Source organism: Galbibacter sp. BG1 (assembly GCF_013391805.1).
In the GTDB taxonomy this organism is placed as follows: domain Bacteria; phylum Bacteroidota; class Bacteroidia; order Flavobacteriales; family Flavobacteriaceae; genus Galbibacter.
This window is the reverse complement of the sequence record NZ_CP058364.1, coordinates 3,582,808-3,599,190: the sequence shown is the minus strand read 5'-3', so window position 1 is coordinate 3,599,190 and position 16,383 is coordinate 3,582,808. Positions and strand designations below refer to the sequence as shown.

The 16,383-nt window shown below is 36.7% G+C and carries 15 protein-coding genes; 3 read left to right on the top strand and 12 right to left on the bottom strand.

Annotated features, from left to right (window positions below):
• Positions 1–456: 456 nt before the first annotated feature.
• Genes HX109_RS15760 through HX109_RS15750 form a run of 3 tightly spaced genes read right to left on the bottom strand, consistent with a single transcriptional unit; the run spans position 457 to position 3,171 of the window.
• Positions 457–1,572, bottom strand: coding sequence for a peptidylprolyl isomerase (locus HX109_RS15760; RefSeq protein ID WP_178953785.1), 1,116 nt, complete (start codon positions 1,570–1,572; stop codon positions 457–459).
• A 25-nt stretch (positions 1,573–1,597) separates the two neighbouring features.
• The gene (gene gldI, locus HX109_RS15755; protein ID WP_178953783.1) at positions 1,598–2,161 is read right to left on the bottom strand and encodes a gliding motility-associated peptidyl-prolyl isomerase GldI; all 564 of its coding nucleotides are present in this window, start codon (positions 2,159–2,161) and stop codon (positions 1,598–1,600) included.
• Complete coding sequence (locus tag HX109_RS15750) at positions 2,158–3,171, bottom strand: DHH family phosphoesterase (protein WP_178953781.1); 1,014 nt, start codon at positions 3,169–3,171, stop codon at positions 2,158–2,160. Before HX109_RS15750 ends, gldI begins: the two co-directional genes overlap by 4 nt.
• Positions 3,172–3,248: 77 nt before the next feature.
• Here HX109_RS15750 and HX109_RS15745 point away from each other — a divergent pair, with 77 nt between their 5' ends.
• The gene (locus HX109_RS15745) at positions 3,249–4,277 is read left to right on the top strand and encodes an alkaline phosphatase D family protein (RefSeq protein WP_178953779.1); all 1,029 of its coding nucleotides are present in this window, start codon (positions 3,249–3,251) and stop codon (positions 4,275–4,277) included.
• Between the two features lie 112 nt (positions 4,278–4,389).
• On the opposite strand, the gene HX109_RS15740 is transcribed toward HX109_RS15745, so the two are convergent.
• Entirely contained in the window at positions 4,390–4,872 is a 483-nt protein-coding gene (locus HX109_RS15740; RefSeq protein ID WP_178953777.1) for a hypothetical protein, read from the bottom strand.
• Positions 4,873–4,963: 91 nt separating this feature from the next.
• Entirely contained in the window at positions 4,964–6,361 is a 1,398-nt protein-coding gene (gene fumC / locus HX109_RS15735) for a class II fumarate hydratase (protein WP_178953775.1), read from the bottom strand.
• A gap of 217 nt (positions 6,362–6,578) precedes the next feature.
• On the opposite strand from fumC, the gene HX109_RS15730 reads away from it, so the two are divergent.
• Entirely contained in the window at positions 6,579–6,794 is a 216-nt protein-coding gene (locus HX109_RS15730) for a hypothetical protein (RefSeq protein ID WP_178949176.1), read from the top strand.
• A 57-nt stretch (positions 6,795–6,851) separates the two neighbouring features.
• On the opposite strand, the gene HX109_RS15725 is transcribed toward HX109_RS15730, so the two are convergent.
• The 6 genes from HX109_RS15725 to HX109_RS15700 form a co-directional block, all read right to left on the bottom strand.
• Positions 6,852–9,371 carry a TonB-dependent receptor domain-containing protein gene (locus HX109_RS15725; protein WP_178953773.1) on the bottom strand — a complete coding sequence of 840 codons (2,520 nt, stop codon included), beginning with the start codon at positions 9,369–9,371 and terminating at the stop codon, positions 6,852–6,854.
• A gap of 86 nt (positions 9,372–9,457) precedes the next feature.
• Positions 9,458–9,799 carry an arsenate reductase (glutaredoxin) gene (arsC, locus tag HX109_RS15720; protein ID WP_178953771.1) on the bottom strand — a complete coding sequence of 114 codons (342 nt, stop codon included), beginning with the start codon at positions 9,797–9,799 and terminating at the stop codon, positions 9,458–9,460.
• Between the two features lie 107 nt (positions 9,800–9,906).
• The gene (gene prfB / locus HX109_RS15715; protein WP_178953769.1) at positions 9,907–11,007 is read right to left on the bottom strand and encodes a peptide chain release factor 2; all 1,101 of its coding nucleotides are present in this window, start codon (positions 11,005–11,007) and stop codon (positions 9,907–9,909) included.
• A gap of 71 nt (positions 11,008–11,078) precedes the next feature.
• A complete protein-coding gene (locus HX109_RS15710) occupies positions 11,079–11,933 on the bottom strand; it encodes a transglutaminase-like domain-containing protein (protein WP_178953767.1) in 855 nt (284 codons plus the stop codon).
• A gap of 64 nt (positions 11,934–11,997) precedes the next feature.
• Positions 11,998–12,942: an alpha-E domain-containing protein gene (locus tag HX109_RS15705; RefSeq protein ID WP_178953765.1), complete on the bottom strand. Its 945-nt coding sequence runs from the start codon at positions 12,940–12,942 to the stop codon at positions 11,998–12,000.
• 6 nt (positions 12,943–12,948) lie between these two features.
• On the bottom strand, positions 12,949–14,421 hold the full coding sequence (locus HX109_RS15700; protein ID WP_178953763.1) for a circularly permuted type 2 ATP-grasp protein: 1,473 nt from the start codon (positions 14,419–14,421) through the stop codon (positions 12,949–12,951).
• A 279-nt stretch (positions 14,422–14,700) separates the two neighbouring features.
• On the opposite strand from HX109_RS15700, the gene HX109_RS15695 reads away from it, so the two are divergent.
• The gene (locus HX109_RS15695; RefSeq protein WP_178953761.1) at positions 14,701–15,726 is read left to right on the top strand and encodes a threonine aldolase family protein; all 1,026 of its coding nucleotides are present in this window, start codon (positions 14,701–14,703) and stop codon (positions 15,724–15,726) included.
• A 3-nt stretch (positions 15,727–15,729) separates the two neighbouring features.
• Here HX109_RS15695 and HX109_RS15690 read toward each other — a convergent pair whose 3' ends face one another.
• Positions 15,730–16,059 (bottom strand): YegP family protein, encoded by a 330-nt coding sequence (locus HX109_RS15690; RefSeq protein WP_178953759.1) that lies wholly within the window; start codon positions 16,057–16,059, stop codon positions 15,730–15,732.
• Between the last annotated feature and the right edge of the window lie 324 nt (positions 16,060–16,383).

Sequence of the window (16,383 nt, the reverse complement as noted above, 5' to 3'; positions counted from 1 at the left end):
TAATAATTATTGTATTCACAATTCTTAATTGTTTAAATAGCTACTTTTCAAACTTTCTTTTAATTAATTTATTGTTACTGGACTTTTGCTGGCTACAAAAATTACAAAGCCCTAATGCTTTTTATAAATGAATTTTTTTCATTTCTTAGTTTTATCTTTTATGCTGCTAAGTTTTTGGTTACAATGAATATAGTTAAAACAAAAGATCTAATTTTTTGATACAAAGGAATGACTTCCTCGAGGTATACAAAATGAGATTAGAAAAAGGATTCTTTCACGAACCTAATTGTGCAGATGAAAATTTATTGAATTTAACTGTATCTTAATTTTTCGAAGATAATATGGTTGTTGATTTTTATAAAAATAGTGGCATGTAACAAATGTTGTCATAAACAAAAAACAAACCCCGTAAAGCATTCACTTTACGGGGTTTTGTATAAAATAATACTTCTTTATTTACTCCTGTATGCCTATCATTTCCAAATCGAAAACCAAATTGGTATTTGGGGCAATAGGGCCGTAACCGGCTTCTCCATATGCTAGATATGAAGGAATAAACAAACGTACTTTATCCCCAACTTGCATCATCAATAGGCCTTCTTTAAAACCTGGGATAATGGTAGCATCTGGACTTATAGGCATCGGTGCTGGTTGGTACATTCCTCTGTCTCGTTTGCCTGGATTTACATTGCCAAATTTTTTAGCAATTTCCATCGAACTGGTATCGAAAATGTTTCCGTTTTCAAAATACCCTGTATATTCTACCAAAGCAGTTTGTCCCACTTTCGGTTTTTCACCATCACCTTCTTCCAAGATAATATATTGCAATCCAGAATCGGTAGTTTCGGCTTTTTCTTTTTGAGCTTCAAATTCCACAGCAACCTCTTTCTTCATGTTTTCAAGGGCTTTTTGTGCTTCAGCCTCTTCAGCAAAATAAGCATCGAAAATGGTAGCGGCATCAAAATTCTTGGCGTCTTTCCCGTTTCTTATTATTTGAATATGCTTTATTAGCACATCTTCTACCGGTTTGTCTCTAGACATAGGATCTTGAGAGGTCTTTACATTGGCAATGGAATCTACTACTTCTATTCCTTTTACCACTTCTCCAAATACGGTGTGTTTACCATTTAAAAACGGAGTTTCTTTATGTGTAATAAAAAACTGACTTCCATTGGTGCCAGGACCTGCATTGGCCATAGATAGAATACCTTTTTTATCGTGTTTAAGGGAATCTACAATTTCGTCCTTAAATTTATAACCAGGGTTACCGCTTCCGGTTCCTGTTGGATCTCCTCCTTGAATCATAAAATCTTTTATCACTCTATGGAAACTTACCCCATCGTAATAAGGTTTCCCTTTTAAAGAATCGGTTACGTAAGTATTGGTACCTTCAGCAAGGCTTACAAAATTGGCTACTGTTACAGGGGTTTGTTGGTAAAAAAGTTCTACTACAATATCTCCTTTAGTTGTTTGAATATCTGCAAACATACCATCTCCAAGATCTGAATATTTAGAGCTGGAGCAGGAGGTAAGCACAGCAGCAAGAATAAAAATGAAACTTAACTTTTTCATTGAATACATATTTAAATTGATTGTTTTAATTATTTGAAATGCTATCCGATGTCTTTTCTACAATATCGAGTAGCGTAATGGTGCTTATAATTGGCTGGTTAGTGCCTATTTTATGATCATCGCCATGATAGCCATAAGCCAGGGAGGAAGGGAATAGAAAGGTTGCCTGTTCCCCTTTTTTAATAAGTTTTACGGCCGTTCGCAACCCTGGGAAATAATCTTCTTTATCTACTTTAAAATCTACAATGCCAATTTCTGAGCTGGAATAAACGGTATCGTTCGACAATGTTCGGATATCGTAATTTATTTTAACCACATCTCCCTCTTTAGGCAAATAAACCTGTGTGGAATCGTGGGTGTTGAAATAGTACCAATAGCCATTGGAAGAAGCGTGGTAAGTGTTTATGGTATCGTTTTTAATAATGCTGTCTATTAGTCCTTCTTCATACTCCAGCAAACCTTTATTGCGTTCGATGGATTGTCTCATAAAAGATCCCGTTTTTACACTCACGGGCCGTCGAGCTTCTGGTTGCTTACAGGCTGTAAGCAACAAAACAATTGCAATTATTGGGGCGTAGGTTTTTATCATTGTAATTGGGATTTGTAATCTTTTAAAATTTCTTCAAATTTTTTAGTGGTTTCCTCCAAGGAGAGTTCACTTCTACCTCCAGCAGCATTGGTATGTCCACCGCCATTAAAATGTGCCCTGGAAAACTCGTTCACAGAAAAGTCTCCTTTAGAACGTAACGAAATTTTTATAAGGTCCTCTTGTACACTTTCAATAAAAATAACGGCAAATTTAATTCCATCCAAAGAAAGTCCGTAATTAACAAACCCTTCAGTATCGCCTTTTTTGTAGTTATATTGTTGCAGTTCTTCCCTGGAAAGGGTAATGTATACGGTGTGGTATTCTGGGAGCGCCACTAAATTTTTTAAAGCGCAGCCAAGTAAATGCAGTTTATCTATCGAATTTGTATCGAAAATAGCGTTGTGGATGTTTGCATTCTCTGCACCCTTATCAATTAAATTGGCAACAATCCTATGGGTGCTACTTGTGGTGGAAGGAAAGCGAAAAGATCCGGTGTCCGTCATAATACCTGTATACAAACAGGTGGCAATTTCAGAAGTGATTTTATCGGTATCCCCTAAAAAATCAATAAAGTTATAGATCATTTCACAAGTGCTGCTCATTGCGGTATTAGAATACATAAAGCGTGCGTAACCTTCTGGAGCTTGGTGGTGATCTATCATAACATAATCACCTTGAAAATCTTTTAGAGCGTTTTGTACTTCATCGATTCTGCTCAAGGAATTAAAATCCAACGTAAATACCAGTTCTGCTTTTTGGATGATGGAATTGCAGGCGTCAGCTTGATATTCATATTTTAAAATATCATCTTCCCCGGGCATCCATTTTAAGAATTCTGGATACTCGTTTGGGGCGATGATGTGCACTTCGTGTTGATAATGTTTAAGATAATGATACAGCCCTAAGGAAGAGCCAATAGCATCGCCATCAGGGTTCTTATGTGGTATGATTACTATCTTTTTTGGGGTCGATAGTATGTTTTTTAATTCTTTTATTTGCATTTCTTCCATGGTGGGCTAATATACAATTTAATAATAGAAAACTTAAAAAAGGAATAGTACATTTGTGTTCTAAACTTAAACCAATAATGCGTTTTTTACCTCCATTTTATGTCCTGTTATTTCTTTGTTTCGGGTGCAAGTCTGGCCAAACAGAAACCTATTCTTTAAACGACGACGAGTTTGTAATTGCATTTGGCTCTTGTAACAGGCAAGATCAAGAAAACCTGCTTTGGGACGATGTTTTATTAAACAATCCTGCGGTTTGGATATGGGGTGGCGACAATATTTATGCAGATACTGCCGACTTAAGGGAAATGCGAAAGGATTATGAAGAGCAACGTTACCAAGATGGATATAAAGAAGTGGCTAAAGCTATGGATGTTATGGGAACTTGGGACGATCATGATTATGGTTTAAACGATGGGGGAGCCGAATGGGCAATGAAAGAAAAATCACAAGAACTGTTTCTTAATTTTTTAAATGTACCAAAAAATGATGTCCGCAGAAAACAAGAAGGCGTCTATAACTCCAAAACTTATAAGACTGCTGAAGGAAACGTAAAAATCATTTTACTCGACACACGCTATTTTAGATCTCCGCTTACCAAAAATTTAGGGGAAGATGGAAAGCGTTATATGCCAAACCCTAAGGGCGTGGGAACAATTTTAGGGGATAAACAATGGAAATGGTTAGAAAAGGAATTAAAGAATTCTACGGCGACCTTTAATATTATTGTGAGCAGCATACAGGTACTTTCGAACAAGCATGGTTTTGAAACTTGGGGGAATTTTCCGCATGAAGTGGAAAAACTGTTTTCCTTGATAAAAAGTAGCCAAGCACAACGGGTGATTATCCTTTCGGGCGACCGCCACATTTCTGAATTTTCTGAGATAAACATTAGCGATTTAAGTTACCCGATTGTTGATTTTACCTCTAGCGGACTCACACATACCTACGAAGAGTATTCAGGGGAGGAAAACCCCTATCGAGTGGGGAGAGTGGTAACCCAAAAAAGTTTCGGATTGCTTAGACTGAACATGAAAAACCATCATGTGGATATGCAAATGATCGGCAACGGAAACAAAGTTCTTAACGAATTGGAGCAAGGGTATTAGAGTTTATTGGAACGCTTATGCCAGAAAAAAATCTTTACCTCCGTTGTTTTTGTCCATTACAAAACGTATTTTTTGACCATTTAACCCTATAATTTATTAGTATTGGATTTTGTTATGGACAGCTTACTTTATTTAGCGCCTGACCATACTTAAAATCTAAACTTGTACTTTGTTTAAACACTTCTTTGCCATTTTTAATTTCCATTTCGCCATAACCTGGAACAAAGCTACTATCTTCCTTTAAAAAAATAACTTCACGGATGGAAGTAGTCCCTTCAGCTTTAAAGGTATAATCAGCTTTTAGTATAGAACCATTTATCTCTCCTTCAAGGGTGCCATAACTTTTGTCTTTTTCATAAAAGTTATAGGCTAAACTACCATACACCTTGTCGGCATCAATTTCCAATTTCATTTCAATGGAATCTTTCTCCTGAACGAATAAATAACAAGCTACTGTTGGGATGTTTTCTATAATTTCTTGTTTGGGAGCTTGGTTGAGTTCGATAATTTCAGGGTCTTCTTTTTTAGGTTCTTGTTTGCAGGAAAAAAGAAAAACACAAAAGAAGACAAGAAATGGAATTGGTGTTCTTTTCATTTTTAGATGTACTTAGCATTATGGTGAAGATACAAAAAAAGCTGATAGCGTTTTATGGCAATCAGCTTCATTTATTTTAAACTGAATGGCCTTATTTCATGCCACCTACCATATCTTCAGGTTTTACCCATTCGTCGAATTCTTCTTCAGTAACATATCCTAAAGCTGTAGCCGCCTCTTTTAAAGTAGTTCCTTCTTCGTGGGCTTTATTGGCAATTTCTGCCGCCTTGTAATATCCAATCTTGGTATTTAAAGCCGTTACCAACATCAAGGAATTGTTTACCAATTCGTTGATGCGTTTTGTATTGGGTTCTATACCATTAGCGCAATGCTCTTCAAAACTAACACAGGCATCGCCGATTAATCTAGCCGATTGCAAAACATTGGCAGCCATCATAGGTTTAAAAACATTAAGTTCGTAATGTCCTTGAGTTCCACCTACAGTAACCGCAACATCGTTCCCCATAACCTGTGCACAAACCATGGTTAGTGCCTCGCATTGCGTAGGGTTAACTTTTCCTGGCATGATGGAACTTCCCGGCTCGTTGGCTGGAATAATAAGTTCTCCGATTCCACTACGTGGTCCGGAGGCCATTAACCTTATATCGTTGGCAATTTTATTTAAGGAAACAGCCAATTGTTTTAGTGCTCCATGGGTTTCTACAAAAGCATCGTGAGCCGCCAAGGCCTCAAATTTATTATCTGCAGTTTTAAAAGGATGTTCCGTGAACTTGGCAATAAATTCCGCCACTCGCTTAGCATAACCTTTTGGGGTGTTTAAACCAGTACCTACCGCGGTTCCTCCCAAAGCAAGTTCAGATAAATGTTCGAGTGTATTGTTAAGTGCTTTTAAACCGTGATCCAGCTGGGAAACATATCCAGAAAATTCCTGTCCAAGAGTAAGGGGAGTGGCATCCATAAGGTGTGTACGCCCTATTTTAACCACATTTTTAAACTCTTCGGATTTCTTTTTTAATGTATTTCTAAGCTGCGTAACTCCCGGGATGGTTGTTTCTACAACCATTTTGTAGGCGGCAATATGCATTCCCGTTGGGAAGGTATCGTTAGAGGATTGCGATTTGTTTACATCGTCGTTAGGTTGTAAGGTTTTATCGCCTTCACCTATTTTTTTTCCTGCCAATTGATGCGCTCTATTGGCGATTACTTCATTCACATTCATATTACTCTGTGTGCCAGAGCCAGTTTGCCAAATTACCAAAGGAAATTGGTCGTCGTGCTTACCTTCCAGTATTTCATCACACACCTGAGCAATATAATCTCTCTTGTCAATTGGTAAAACTCCGAGTTCGCAATTGGTGTAGGCAGCCGCCTTTTTTAAATAAGCAAAGCCGTAAACCACTTCCAAAGGCATGGAAGCGGGCGCCCCAATTTTGAAATTGTTTCTAGAACGTTCAGTTTGCGCTCCCCATAATTTATCTGAAGGAACTTGAACTTCCCCCATAGTATCTTTCTCTATTCTAAAATCCATAGGTTTTTTGTGTATTTTGATAGACAAATTTACATATTTTACCATTACTAGCGTAAGCTTAAAACGGTTTGTTTTCTTGAATTTTAATTAAATAATTATTGTACTGAAGAATATTTAGATATTACTAGAAAATCTTGTCTTCACGGCAGTGTTTTCGGTAAGCATACAGATTTATTAAAGAAATAAATTGAATTAAATTGCACGAAAAATAAGAATTGTGCTTATCTTTGAAGCGAATTCAGAAAAATTTCCGGAAACTATGTTTGAATTTGATCAATATCTTGGCTTTTTAGCAATTATGACTGTCCTTACTATAGGATTTTGGTTGATGATCTTTTTATTGACCTTCGTAATTCCTTACTGGGTTGGAGGTTCGATTATCGAAATGATAAAAGAAAAGAGAGCTGCTAAAAAAGCTCAGCGAGACGAATAAAAAAAGAAGCCAATTGGCTTCTTTTTTTGTCTATATATGTTTTGTTGGAATTTAAAATTATCCTTCAAATTCACCTCCACCGTTATCATCTCCACCACCGCCTTTTCCGCGTTCTCCTTTTTGGTTTTTGGGTTGATTAAACCTGTAGATAAATGAAATGGTAAATTGACGTTGTCTCCATTGAAATTCACTATCTGAAGTAAATGCTAAGTCGCCCATATCATTAAAAGATTCTGTAAAAGAGCGACGAATTCTGGAATTGAAAACATCACTTATATTTAAGGAAATAGTTGCATTTTCATTTAATATGTCTTTGCTGATAGCCGTATCAACCGATAGTATACCTTCGGTTTTGGTTTGGGAATTTTCCCGCGGTCCGCTATAAAAGCCATTGGTTTGCCAATCTATTTTGTACGGTAGATTTACTTTAGCGCTTAACCTAGAAAACCAGCTTGTATTGCTGGCACCGTAATCGATACCTTCGTATTCTCCATCTTTTTCAAACTTGAAAAAATTAAAGCTTCCATTTAATCGTAACCATTTTATACCACTGTACATTACGCCAACTTCACCACCATAACGTTGCTCTGTAGCAAGGTTAATCGGAATCGACCTAATTATTTCTATACCATCAGAAGTAAATACCCCTGTTTCTGTTTGCACTCTTTCGAAGGCATCAGTTTCCCTTTGGTAATATATAGACGATGTTAAAGTTAATTTTTCCCACCTTCTAAGATATCCAAGATCAAAAGCATCTGCGAAAGCCGGATTTAAATCGGGATTTCCTTGAAATATATTAGCCCTACTGGATCTAGAAGGGAATGGATTTACAAACCACCCACGAGGTCTATTAATTCTTCGGTTATAACCTAGGGTGATATTTTCATTTTCTTGAATTTCGTAGGTAAGGTTTACTGTTGGAAATAAGTTTAAAAAGTTCTTATCGAAATCGGGATCAAAATTAATTCCCAAAGTATCTGTAAGTTCTTCATCGGTTAAATCTGACTCAACATTACCTCTCAAACGCGTATTTTCGAGTCTCAAACCAGCAAGAAAGGAAAATTTACCAAATTTATTACCGTATTGCGAGTATACCGCGTTTACATCTTCTCGATATGTAAACTCGTTGGTTATACCAAAATCCGTTTCGAAAACACCTGTATTTACATTAAAAACGTCAAGTTGATAATCGTTTACATTTTTTTCGAAGGTACTTCTAAAACCAGCTTCAAATTGTGCTTCTCCCATTGGTAAAACATAATCTGCCTGCGCTAAAAATTCATTTTCTATTTCATCCTCAAAAACACGTTCTAAGTTGATGATTGAGTCTGTTGGGAAAAATTGATTTTCACCGATATTGGTGTTAACAATCTCTTTGTCGAAAGAATATTGTAAATCTGCCGTTAGTTGATGACCGTCATCGTTAAACTTATTGGTATAATTTAAAGACCCTTGATAGGTGTTATCGTCTTCTTTTTCGATTTCTTCTCTTATAGTTCGACTATCTATATCGGTACCAACGAAACGAGTGGTGTTATTTTTGGTTCTATCCTGTTCATCTGAAAAACGAGTAAAAAAGCTTCCTGTTATAGAAGAGGATTCCGTTAAGAAATATTCCATCCCCAAATTAATATTAAAGCCTTGATCCTCCCGGGTATATTCACGATCTTCTATTATTCTACTGAAACTGGAATTGGCATTGAAATAATTATTATCGAAAAAAGCATTTCCAGGTGGCTCTCTGTATGAGTGGCCTAAAGTGGTAAAAATATTGAATTTATCTGTTCTTAAATTAAGGTTAGCATTTACCTGTCCTGTCGTAGGATACCCTGTGTTGAGGTTTACAGAACCATTAAAACCAAGTGTTTTTTCTTTTTTCAAGATGATATTTAAAATCCCAGCTGTACCTTCGGCATCGTAACGTGCAGATGGGCTAGTAATTACTTCTACTTTCTCTATCGCGTCTGATGGCAATTGCCTTAATGCTTCCGTAGAACCAAAACCTGCCAATGCAGAAGGTTTTCCATTAATTAGAATACGTACATTTTCATTACCTCGCAAAGCAATGGCACCTTCCACATCTACCGTTACCGAGGGAACATTATTTAAAGCATCGGAAACAGTTCCTCCACTGGTAGTAAGGTCTTTACCGATATTGTAAACTTTTTTATCCAATCGAATTTCAACCGTGGTCTTTTCCCCTGTAACCTCCACAGCATCCAGTTCAGAAACATTTAAGGAAAGTTTTATGGTTCCTAAAACTTTATCTTCAGTTATGTTTTGATTGTTAAGTACGTACGATTTGTATGAAATATATTCAAGTCTAATGGTATATTTCCCTGCCGGTGCTTCTACATCGAAATTTCCGTCAGGATCTGTTACACCTCCAGTTACATCGCCTGGGTTATCAATACTCTCCAGTACTAGTGTGGCATATTCCAAGGGCTGACCAGTCTCTGCGTCGATGGCTTTTCCTGTTACCGATATTTGTTTTTGAGGATTTTTATTGGGCCGTTGTGCCAATAAAACGGAAGTACATAAAATTGCTGCCAAAAAGCAGAAAAGTCTAAATTTCATAAAAGTTGTATTAGTAGTAGTTCGTTACTATGTGTAACTTGGATGCCAAATTTAGACCATGGTTTAACCGCAATTGGTTAAACTTATCATAAAATTCCTTTAATATTCTCTGGAGGCCTGCCTATAACCGCCACATCATTTTTCATGACTATAGGTCTTTCTATTAATTTTGGGTTGGCCAACATAGCTTCGATCACTTCATCGTCTGTAAGCGATTTGTTTTTGTAATTTTCCTTCCAAACGGTTTCGTTTTTACGAACTAGGTTTATTGGTTTTATGTCTAAGCAATTAAGTATTTCCCTGAGCTCTTTTTCCGAAGGTACATCCTCCAAATATTTTACAACTTCATACTCTTTGCCAGACTCTTCCACAATTTGAAGTCCTTCCCTTGATTTTTTACAACGCGGGTTGTGATATATTTTGATCATAAGTACTCGTTTTAAGTTTTGCAAAAATCATAATATCCTTCTAAAGTAAATCTCTTTTTTTATTTGAAGAATTTATAATTCGATAACCTTTTTTTATGGGGGATAATTTATACGTCCTCCTCTTTTTGTCCCATCATCATGAGATAAGCTTTTAAAAACTCATCAATATTTCCATCCATAACGGCATCCACATTTCCCGTTTCTTGCGCTGTACGCACGTCTTTTACCAATTTGTACGGGTGCATTACATAATTCCTTATTTGCGATCCCCATTCAATTTTCATTTTAGAAGACTCAATTTCTTCGCGGGCCGCCTGCCGTTTTTTAAGTTCGATTTCGTAAAGTTGGGATTTAAGCATTTGCATGGCTTTTTCCCGGTTTTCCAATTGGGACCTGGTTTCTGAGTTGTGAATAATAATTCCGGTAGGGTGGTGGGTAAGAATGGCTTTGGTCTCTACTTTATTTACGTTTTGTCCCCCAGCACCACTAGAGCGTGCAAAATCCCAAGAAATATCTGCGGGATTAATATCTATTTCAATAGAATCGTCGGCCAACGGATAAACATAAACCGAAGCAAAAGACGTGTGCCTCTTAGCGTTGCTGTCGAAAGGTGAGATTCTTACCAAGCGGTGTACGCCGTTTTCGCCTTTTAACCAACCAAAGGCGAAATCCCCATCAAACTCAAGGGTTACCGTTTTTATTCCAGCAACATCCCCTTCTTGGTGGTTTAATTCTTTTATTTTATAACCGTGTTTTTCACCCCACATTAAATACATCCTCATAAGCATGGAAGCCCAATCGCAACTCTCTGTACCGCCAGCGCCGGCCGTAATTTGTAAAACGGCACTCATGCTATCCCCTTCTTCAGAAAGCATGTTTTTAAACTCCATACTTTCTATAAGTTCTTTTGCCTTTGTAAACTGGTTGATAATGTCTTCTTCTGTAGCTTCACCTTCTTTATAAAACTCGAAAAGAACGTCGAGGTCGCCAACTAAAGTGTTGGCTTTATTGTAATCTTCAACCCATTTCTTTTGGGTACGCAATTCTTTCATTATCGCTTCTGCCTCTTTTGGATTGTCCCAAAAGTCTGGCGCAAAGGTTTTCTCTTCTTCATTCTGAATTTCGATGCGTTTCTGCTCTATATTTAGATATTTCTTTAAATCTGCAGTACGTTCAGCGAGATTCTTTACCTGATCGGTAGTAATCATAAAAGTCTAATTTTCTTCAAAAGTACTATACTTTTAAAAATGATGTATTATTTTTTCTGAAAGAAAAGCAATTATTGCTGTGCAGAAACCTGTACCCGGTGCTCTGAAGTATTAGAACCGCTTCCCGTAGCGTATATAATGCCTTTAAGGGGAGAACAATCGTTATAGTCTTTTCCGTGGCATATTTTAATGTGGTCTTGACTTACAATTAAATTATTCGTGGGGTCGAAGCCAACCCATCCAATACCTGGAACATAGCATTCTGCCCAAGCGTGCAATTGCGAATCTCCCGAATATCCAATCCCTTGGTGCAGATAGCCAGAAACATAACGCGCTGGAATTGAATTTTCCCTGCAAATGGCACAGAATAGATGCGAAAAATCCTGACAAACACCTTCTTCCATTTTTAAAACTTTAGAAGCCGATGTCTTTACGGAAGTTACTCCAGGCTTAAATTCTATATGGTTGTAGACCCAAGTATTTAATTTTTGCAATTGGTTAAAGGTGGGCTCTACTGCATCCAAGCGAAATAATTTTTCTTCGCTAAGGTCTATTTTCGTTAATTCGGTTCGTTTTAAATAGGGCTCAAATTCCGTTTTAAAGTCCAATGAATTTATAATTTCAAGTTCTTTCGTTCTTCCCAAGCTTTCAAAATCAAAAGGATTGAAAGTTTTTTTATTCACTTCAAATTCAGCATTAAACTCAATCTCCCGCAAATTTTCGAGCACTGAAAGCCTAATAGTTTCAAAACCGAGGGCATTTACGGAATAGTCGATGCTTCCCTTTATGGAACTCGAAAAATCAAAAGACTTTATTTCTTGATATTCATTTTCCTCGGGTTTAATTAAAAACTGCCAAACGGCATTTTTAACCAAGGCCTCGTATCGATTGGTGGCGCTATATTTAACGGTGTAATCTAAAATCATAAAATGTCATATCAAAGTAATTAAAGGTACGAGGTTGAAGCGAATAAAAGAATAATTTTTTCCATTAATAATTAAAATATTCGTTTTCCATTTTGGTGCTAATGGAAACCAGTTGCGTCAAAATATTTTCAATGAATGGTTTTAATTTTCCTTCTATTTCTTCAATGACCTTAAACTCATATTCAGCCCTAATTTTACCCACTAGAAAAGTGGTGGAATTTTTATTGATGTATTTATTTTGATCCAATACCTGAATATGATCGTACACTTCGTTTAAGCTGTTCATCACCGATCGTGGGCAATGCGGATTTAAAATGAGAAATTCTAAAGTATTTATACTGTTGGGCGTTTTCTTATAAAAACGACGCATCATATCGTAAGACTCTGCGCATTTTAACAGGGTTATCCACTCATAACTATTGGTAATGTGGGCAGATTCATCTTTTGCTTTTAGGGCATCGTCGTACTTGGCATTTATAATTCTAATAATTTGTATGGCCCTTTCCAGATTTACCCCTAGCATTATAATGGCGTAGATTTCGTCGTGAAGCAGTGTTCCTTTTATTTTGGTCTTTAAAATTGCCGTCATTTCAGTGACATTCACTGTAAAATCATACAATCCTTTTTCCGCAAGGAAGTCGGGGGAATAATTCAGTACGAAGTGATAAAACTTGTTGATGGCTTCGTAAAGTTCCGTAGAAATAAGATCCCTAGCACTGTTGGCATTCTCCCGGGCAAACATTACCGAGGAGATAACGCTGTAATGTTTTTCCCGATTTAAGGAAATGTCGTACAGAACTTCTTTTTCATCCAAAGTTACATTTTCATCCGCAGCATCGTCCCCAGCCATATTTAACATGGAGTGCAGCACAAATTGCCGGGATTGTGAAATTTCGTTTGGTGCATCGAGCGAAGAAAAATAGTTGACATTTAAATATCTTGCTGTATGTTCGGTACGTTCTATATACCTACCCATCCAGAATAAGTTGTTGGCTACTCTTGCTAGCATAAAATTTTATTTTTTTAGAACCCAGGTGTCTTTAGAACCACCACCTTGAGAAGAATTAACAATTAAATTTCCTTTTTGTAATGCTACACGGGTCAAACCGCCTTTAAGCACAAACTCTTTGTCTTTACCAAGCAAGGTAAAGGTTCGCAAGTCTACGTGTCTCGGCTCGAAAGAATTGGTGTCGTCTATATAGGTAGCATGAACGGAAAGTGACATAATAGGTTGTGCAATGTATTTTCGGGGAGCGGCTTTAATCTGCTCCTTTACTTTTTCTATTTCCTCTTTGGTAAGTCTGTTTCCTATGGTAACCCCATAGCCACCAGCTTCATCTACTGGTTTTACCACGAGTTTATCGATGTTTTCCAAAACGTACTTCAATTCGTCGGGTCTACTGCAATGGTAGGTGTGTACATTATTTAAAATTGGCTCTTCATCGAGGTAATATTTTATTATTTGTGGCATGTAAGTGTAGATTGCCTTATCGTCTGCAACTCCTGTACCCGGCGCATTTACCAAGGCTACATTACCCATTTTATAAACCGAAAACAAACCAGGAACCCCAAGGGATGAATCTGGTTTAAACTCAAACGGGTCTAAAAACTGATCGTCTACGCGTCTATATATTACATCTACCTTTTCTGGGCCCGTGATGGTTTTCATATAAACAAAATTGTTTTCTACAAATAAATCCCTTCCCTCGACCAATTCAACTCCCATAGCCTTTGCTAGATACGAGTGTTCGTAATAAGCGGAGTTATAAATACCCGGTGTGAGTACGACACAGTTCGGACTGTCGACACCTTGTGGTTTTACACTTTCTATAATATCCAATAGGTTTTCTGCGTAATTGGTTACGGTATGTGCTTTGTAATGATTAAAAACCCCAAATAAAGCTCTTTTTAATGCGGTACGGTTACAAACCACATAACTTACCCCAGAGGGACACCTTATATTATCTTCCAACACATAATATTTTCCATCGGAATGTTTTATAAGGTCAGTTCCCGAAACGTGGTTGTAAATTCCTCCCGGAGGATCAATCCCCATCATTTGATGAAGGTAATTTTCAGAAGAACTTATCATTTCCAAAGGTACAATCCCTTGTTTTATAATTTTCTTATCGTGATAAATGTCGTGCAAAAAAAGGTTGAGAGCTTTGCTTCTTTGAATGGCTCCCCTTTCAATAATATCCCATTCGGAAGGATGTATGATTCTCGGAAACAAATCAAAAGGAAAGATCTTTTCTTTTACCTGGTTGTCTCCATATACCTGGAAGGTTATCCCTTGATTGAAAAAAGAAGATCTTGCTTTATTGTTTAAGTTGATAAAATCTTCAATGGAATGGCCGCCATAAATCTCGAATAGCTTTTGATAAATTTCTTTTACCTCTCCGTTTGCATTAAAAATTTCATCAAAAAAACTATCATTTCTTTTATAGCAGGAAAAAATAGGATGTTTGGTTTTTAAATTTGTCGCCATCTGTTTCTTTTTCAATAATATAAGGATTTTCGTCGGAACAGCGCCTATATTAATCTTAATATTCAATTAAGAATTTTATGAAAAGGACAATAATTAGGGGTGGTTTTTCAAAAAATAATTGATATTGAAGTTTTTTAATGATTTTTTTTGAAAATGATGTGTCTTAATTGATAGAAGGTCATGCATAAACGAGAATGGAAATAGTTTTCATTTTTATACTTTTACAAAAGCTTTTGAGCGACTTTAAAATTTAAATTAGCAAATCGAATATTTCGCAGCATGAAGATAAATTTAATCAGTGATACGGTAACCAAACCAACAGCTGCTATGTTGGAGGCAATGATGAACGCCAAAGTGGGCGACGATGTTTTTAAAGATGATGCCGCCGTAAATGAACTGGAGCAAAAGGTGGCCTATATGTTTGGAAAGGAAGCCGCGCTTTTTTTTCCTAGTGGTATAATGGCCAATCAAACTGCAATTAAAGTACATACCCAGCCGGGAGACCAATTAATAACCGATAAAGACGCCCATATTTTTAATTACGAAGGCGGGGGCGTTAGTTTTAACAGTGGTGTTTCTTGCAAATTAATTGATGGGAAAAACGGACAATTTACAGCCAACGATGTTATAAACGCTATCAATCCGCCAGACTTTTACCATAGTCCGCTAACTTCCTTGGTTTGCCTGGAAAATACGGCCAACAGGGGAGGAGGGGCTTGCTGGAATTTTGAAGAGATCTTGGAGATTAGAAAGGTTTGCGATGAAAATAATCTGGGATTGCATTTGGATGGAGCCCGGTTATGGAATGCCTTGGTTGCCAAAAATGAAACACCAAAACAGTACGGAGCTATATTCGATTCTATTTCTGTGTGTTTAAGCAAGGGCTTGGGTTGTCCAGTAGGCTCTGTTTTAACAGGAAGCAAAAAGTTTATGGAGAAAGCGCTTCGGGTGCGAAAAGTTTTGGGAGGTGGTATGAGGCAGGCCGGTTATCTTGCCGCTGCCGGGATTTATGCTTTAGATTATCATATAGACCGATTAAAGGAAGACCACAAGAGAGCCCAGGAATTGGCTCAAGTGCTATCTGAAGCCAGTTATATAAAATCCATTGATCCCGTGGAAACCAATATCCTTATTTTTTATCTAGATGATAAGGTGGCACTTGCCGATTTTATGCAGGCTTTAAGCAGTAAAGATATTGCCATTATTAATATGGGATCTGGAAAATTGCGTATGGTAACCCATTTGGATTACACCGAGGAAATGCATGAAAAAGTATTGGAAACTTTAAAACAAATAAAATTTTAAACTTTAAACGGTTGTATCTTCAATAGCGCCTTCCGGAGCATTGTTTTTTACTGAATTGATTCCGTTTTCCATACCAGCTTCCGAAGAATACATTTGGCTGCTGCCAATAATTTGGCCGTTACTGCTTTTTAAATTGAAATAAAACTTTCCATTGGAAGCTGTTTTGCGTTCGTACCTACTGGAGTTTAACGCATTGTTTTTTACAGATTCTATGCCGTTTAAACAATTACTCTTATTTTTATAAAGTTCACTCGTTAAAATCACCTGACCGTTTTGTGCCAAAAGATTAAAATAAAAGTCCGTCTTATTATCCGATAAAATAATTTTAAACATAAGAAATAGAAATATTAAAGGCTCGTGAATTTTATTTTAAAAATTACGACTTTTCCTGTAAAGAGGGAAACAATTTATATAAATAATAAGAATATGCTTTTGGCAATCCACAAAATTTGGATTGGTTTTTTATAGAGCAAAAGATAAAAAACAACCTTTAAAGCTTCTTTACCACATAATTTTCTTCTTATACAACAATTATTTATTTTTCAGGTTTAATAGAAGTAAGTTTACGGCGCTGTTAAGATGTTAATTATATAATAATGACGCTTGGAGGTTTAATTATTATAGAAGTTATCTGAAAGAAAAAGCCTAAATTTTATA

What these genes read in the sequence shown, in the direction of transcription:
- HX109_RS15760 (WP_178953785.1), bottom strand. Translation starts at nt 1,572, where the DNA reads ATGAAAAAGTTAAGTTTCATTTTTATTCTTGCTGCTGTGCTTACCTCC.
- gldI (WP_178953783.1), bottom strand. Translation starts at nt 2,161, where the DNA reads ATGATAAAAACCTACGCCCCAATAATTGCAATTGTTTTGTTGCTTACA.
- HX109_RS15750 (WP_178953781.1), bottom strand. Translation starts at nt 3,171, where the DNA reads ATGGAAGAAATGCAAATAAAAGAATTAAAAAACATACTATCGACCCCA.
- HX109_RS15745 (WP_178953779.1), top strand. Translation starts at nt 3,249, where the DNA reads ATGCGTTTTTTACCTCCATTTTATGTCCTGTTATTTCTTTGTTTCGGG.
- HX109_RS15740 (WP_178953777.1), bottom strand. Translation starts at nt 4,872, where the DNA reads ATGAAAAGAACACCAATTCCATTTCTTGTCTTCTTTTGTGTTTTTCTT.
- fumC (WP_178953775.1), bottom strand. Translation starts at nt 6,361, where the DNA reads ATGGATTTTAGAATAGAGAAAGATACTATGGGGGAAGTTCAAGTTCCT.
- HX109_RS15725 (WP_178953773.1), bottom strand. Translation starts at nt 9,371, where the DNA reads ATGAAATTTAGACTTTTCTGCTTTTTGGCAGCAATTTTATGTACTTCC.
- arsC (WP_178953771.1), bottom strand. Translation starts at nt 9,799, where the DNA reads ATGATCAAAATATATCACAACCCGCGTTGTAAAAAATCAAGGGAAGGA.
- prfB (WP_178953769.1), bottom strand. Translation starts at nt 11,007, where the DNA reads ATGATTACTACCGATCAGGTAAAGAATCTCGCTGAACGTACTGCAGAT.
- HX109_RS15710 (WP_178953767.1), bottom strand. Translation starts at nt 11,933, where the DNA reads ATGATTTTAGATTACACCGTTAAATATAGCGCCACCAATCGATACGAG.
- HX109_RS15705 (WP_178953765.1), bottom strand. Translation starts at nt 12,942, where the DNA reads ATGCTAGCAAGAGTAGCCAACAACTTATTCTGGATGGGTAGGTATATA.
- HX109_RS15700 (WP_178953763.1), bottom strand. Translation starts at nt 14,421, where the DNA reads ATGGCGACAAATTTAAAAACCAAACATCCTATTTTTTCCTGCTATAAA.
- HX109_RS15695 (WP_178953761.1), top strand. Translation starts at nt 14,701, where the DNA reads ATGAAGATAAATTTAATCAGTGATACGGTAACCAAACCAACAGCTGCT.
- HX109_RS15690 (WP_178953759.1), bottom strand. Translation starts at nt 16,059, where the DNA reads ATGTTTAAAATTATTTTATCGGATAATAAGACGGACTTTTATTTTAAT.